We start from the raw sequence: 4,085 nt of genomic DNA on the forward strand, positions 1-4,085 counted from the left end.
CCACCCCGCTGGGCGCGCTGCGCTGGCCGGCGGTCGGCGCCGTCACCGCCGTGGCCGCCCTGGCCCTCGGCGTACCGGCGGTCAGCCTCGCCCGCCGCCTGGCCGTCGGCGTGTCCCGCCCCGGCAGCCTCACCGAGATTGCCACCGCCGCCGGTAACTCGCTGACCGTCTCGGCGGCCGGCGCGGCCCTGACCATGCTGCTGGCCCTGCCGATCGGACTGCTCACCGCCCGGGCACCCGGCATCCTGGCCACCATCCTGGACCGGTTGAGCTACCTCACCCACGCCCTGCCCGGCATCGTGATCGGCCTGTCCCTGGTCTTCTTCGGCATCGGCGTGGCCTACCCGCTCTACCAGAGCGTCTGGCTGCTCACCCTCGCCTACGCCGCGCTGTTCCTGCCCCTGGCGGTCGCCGCCGTGGCCAGCGCCGCCGCCCAGGCACCCCCGGTGCTGGAGGAGACCGCCCGGTCCCTGGGCCGCCGACCGGTGCAGGTCTTCACCACCGTCACCCTGCCGCTGACCCTGCCCGGCATCGCCGCCGGCGCCGCCATGGTCTTCCTGACCTGCATGAAGGAACTACCCGCCACCCTGCTGCTGCGCCCCACCGGCATGGACACCCTGGCCACCGAACTGTGGACGCAGACCACCGTGGCCGCGTACGCCGCGGCGGCACCGTACGCGGCGCTGCTGGTCCTGCTCTCGGCGATCCCCACCTGGGTACTCGCCGCCCGCACCGGGCTTCTCGACCAGGAGGGGAAGCAATGAGCGCACTGTCGGTCCGCGACGCGGAGAAGGCCTGGGGACCGGTCCGCGCCCTGGCCGGGGTCAGCATCGAGGTCCCCACCGGCTCCCTGGTCGCCGTCCTCGGCCCGTCCGGCTGCGGCAAGACCACCCTGCTGCGCTGCGTCGCCGGCCTGGAACGCCTCGACGCCGGAGCGATCACCGTCGACGACCGCCGGGTCGCCGGCCCCGGCGTGCACGTACCCACGCACCGCCGCCGCATCGCCCTGGTACCGCAGGAGGGGGCCCTCTTCCCGCACCTGTCGGTCGCCGACAACGTCGGCTACGGCCTGGACCGGGCGGCCCGCCGCTCCGGCCGGGTCGCCGAGGTCCTCGACCTGGTCGGCCTCGCCGACCACGGCGACCGGATGCCCCACCAGCTCTCCGGCGGCCAGCAGCAACGGGTCGCCCTGGCCCGGGCCCTGGCGCCCCGACCGTCGCTGATCCTGCTCGACGAGCCGTTCAGCGCCCTCGACGCCGGGCTGCGCGCCGGCCTGCGCCGGGACGTACGGGCCGCGCTGCGCGCCGACGGCGCCACCGCCGTGCTGGTCACCCACGACCAGGCCGAGGCGCTGTCGCTGGCCGACGAGGTGGTGGTGATGCGCTCCGGCCGGGTGGTGCAGGCCGGTACCCCCACCGCCGTCTACCGCACCCCGGCCGACCCGTGGGTCGCGGCGTTCGTCGGGGAGGCGGTACTGCTGCCGGGCACCGCCCACCGGGACGCGGTGACCACCGCCGCCGGCACCCTGCCGGTCCTGCCGTCGGCCCGGGTGGGGGAACGGGAAACCCCGGTGACCGTGCTGATCCGTCCCGAACAGGTCCGCCTGGCCGCCGGCGGCACCGCCGGCACCGTCACCGGCACGGTGGCCCGGTACGAGTTCCACGGCCACGACACCCTCACCGTCGTCCGCCTCGCCGACGGCACCGAGCTGGCCGCCCGGAGCCTGGACGACACCGAACAGTTCCGCCCCGGCGCCACCGTCGGCCTGCGGGTCGGCGGCGCGGTCCTGGCCTGGCCCACCGGCTCCGACTGACACCTCGCCCGACGGATTTTGTCGACCACCTCCGATACGGCATCCTTACCCGGACGCGATCATGGGATCGCCACGACGGGGACAGGTGACCATGGTCTGCGCGACCTGCGGGGCGGCCAACGACCAGGCCGGCGACGGACACACCTGCCCCGGGACACACCGACCGGAGCCGGTCTTCCGACCCGACCCGCCGCCGCTGGGCTGGCAGGTACTGACCCTGGCGCTGCTGGTCGTCGCGGCCGTACACGTCGTCACCACCGTGCTCGGCATCGTCCTGCTGGTCGAGGACCACCAGTTCGTCGAACGTCTGCTGACCGACCCGGACAGCGTCAGCCAGACCGAACTCGTCGACCTGGCGCGCCGCCAGGAGTCCGCAAGCACGCTCGGCAGCGTCGTCCTTCTCAGCTACCTGGGCGGCTACTGCGCCTGGTTCGTCGCCACCCGGCGTGCCGCCGAACGGTACGACGCCGACGGCCGGACGACCCTGGCGCACTGGACCCTCACCACCTGGCGCATCGCCATCGGCGCCGTGTTCCTGCTCGCGCTGATCCTGCGCAACTACGTCGCCCCCGAACCGACCGACCTGGACACCGCCCTCATCTACGACCGGGTCAACCTGGTGCTGCTCACCCTGCGGCTACCCCTGGTCGTGCTGCTCGTCGCCGGTGTCCTCGTGGTGGGGCGTCGGGTGTACCGGCTGGCCGCGCAGAGTTCCCCGGCCCCCGTCCGGTCGGTGTCGACCCCGGTCGACCCCGGTCCCCGTCCCCGTACCGCCGTCGAGCGTGGACCCGGTGACGACACGTTCTGGCGGGCCGTCACCGACGCGGTCGCGGCGGCAGCGGGTCCTCTTCCGCTGCTGGAAGCCTGGGCGGCCCTGCCGAGCGCACGCCGGTGGCACCTGCTCGACGCGACGTCCGACCTCTCCGACCTCCGCAGGAGGCTGTCACCCTGGTCCGGAGTCACCGTCTACGGTCAACCACCCCGCACTCCGGACGGGACGCACCTGGGACAGCTGGCCGACGAGGCGCGCCGCCTTCGCGACGATCCCGCCTGTGGCGGTGCCGTCGGGCTGATCGAGCAGCCCGACGGCAGACTCACCTTCACCCAGTTGACCACCGACGCAGTGCTTCAGAACTGGCTCGACCAGGCCCGAACCGCCAGCCGGGCGGGCGTGTACCCGGCCCAGGCCGCCGACGATCCCACCGTGCTGCGTACTCCCTGAGCCGCCGTACCGGTCAGCCCGTCGCCGTCGCCGACGGGTCGGCACTGCCGCCCTGCGGTCCGGTGGCCGTCATCAGCCGGACGATCTCCGCCTGGTCGGCCGGCGACGGCAGCCCCCACTCCGGCCGGTACCCGTACACCTCACGCAGCGGGGTGGCCGACGTACGCCCGTCGAGGACCTCCACCGCCCCGGCGTCGATCAACCCGGGGTGCTCCACCCCGCACGCCTCGGCCACCTTCACCAGGTCCCGCCGCAGCGTACGCAAATAGTTCGCGGCCCGTACCGACTTCGCCGCCGGGTCCAGACCCCGGGCCAGCCACGCGTTCTGCGTGGCCACCCCGGTCGGGCAGGTGTCGGTGTGGCACTTCTGCGCCTGGATGCAGCCGATCGCCAGCATCGCCTCCCGGCCCACGTTGACCATGTCGCAGCCCAACGCGAACGCCACCACCGCGTTGTCCGGCAGGCCCAGTTTGCCCGCCCCGACGAACACCACCTGTTCGTGCAGGTCCCGCTCGGCGAACGTCCGGTACACCCGGGCGAAGCCCTGCTGGAACGGCAGCGACACCGAGTCGGTGAAGATCAGCGGCGCGGCCCCGGTACCGCCCTCCCCGCCGTCGACGGTGACGAAGTCGACGCCCCGGCCGGTGTCCCGCATCAGGTCGGCCAGCTCCTGCCAGAAGCCCAGGTCACCGACGGCGGACTTGATGCCCACCGGCAGGCCCGTCTCGGCGGCCAGCAGTTCGACCCAGTCCAGCAGGCTGTCGCAGTCGGAGAACTCCGCGTGCCGGGACGGGCTGACACAGTCCCGGCCAGCCGGGACGCCCCGCGTCGCGGCGATCTCCGCGCTGACCTTCGCACCCGGCAGCAGCCCGCCGAGGCTGGGTTTGGCGCCCTGGCTCAGTTTCACCTCCAGCGCCCGTACCGGCGCCCGCGCCACCAGCTCCTTCAGCCGCTCCAGACTGAACCGGCCCTGCTCGTCGCGGCAGCCGAAGTAGGCGGTGCCGATCTGGAAGACCAGTTCCCCGCCCCGGCGGTGGTACGGCGACAACC

The 4,085-nt window shown here is 73.8% G+C and carries 4 protein-coding genes; 3 read left to right on the forward strand and 1 reads right to left on the reverse strand.

Translation table 11 applies throughout. The features are described 5' to 3' along the window. The 3 genes from GSF22_RS31585 to GSF22_RS31595 all read left to right on the forward strand — a co-directional run. Positions 1-764, forward strand: a 764-nt coding sequence (locus GSF22_RS31585) for an ABC transporter permease (RefSeq protein ID WP_208817569.1), incomplete at its 5' end; no start/stop codon positions are given. Then, positions 761-1,813, forward strand: a complete 1,053-nt coding sequence (locus tag GSF22_RS31590; protein WP_208817570.1) for an ABC transporter ATP-binding protein — start codon at positions 761-763, stop codon at positions 1,811-1,813. The genes GSF22_RS31585 and GSF22_RS31590, both read left to right, overlap by 4 nt. Before the next feature lie 61 nt (positions 1,814-1,874). Then, positions 1,875-3,035: a hypothetical protein gene (locus GSF22_RS31595; protein WP_208817571.1), complete on the forward strand. Its 1,161-nt coding sequence runs from the start codon at positions 1,875-1,877 to the stop codon at positions 3,033-3,035. Positions 3,036-3,048: 13 nt separating this feature from the next. Here the strand turns inward: GSF22_RS31595 and GSF22_RS31600 are convergent. Then, positions 3,049-4,085 (reverse strand): FMN-binding glutamate synthase family protein (locus tag GSF22_RS31600; protein WP_208817572.1); only part of this gene is annotated, 1,037 nt, incomplete at its 5' end.

The sequence above is a fragment of the Micromonospora echinofusca genome (assembly GCF_017614955.1).
In the GTDB taxonomy this organism is placed as follows: domain Bacteria; phylum Actinomycetota; class Actinomycetes; order Mycobacteriales; family Micromonosporaceae; genus Micromonospora; species Micromonospora echinofusca_A.

What these genes read in the sequence shown, in the direction of transcription:
- GSF22_RS31590 (WP_208817570.1), top strand. Translation starts at nt 761, where the DNA reads ATGAGCGCACTGTCGGTCCGCGACGCGGAGAAGGCCTGGGGACCGGTC.
- GSF22_RS31595 (WP_208817571.1), top strand. Translation starts at nt 1,875, where the DNA reads ATGGGATCGCCACGACGGGGACAGGTGACCATGGTCTGCGCGACCTGC.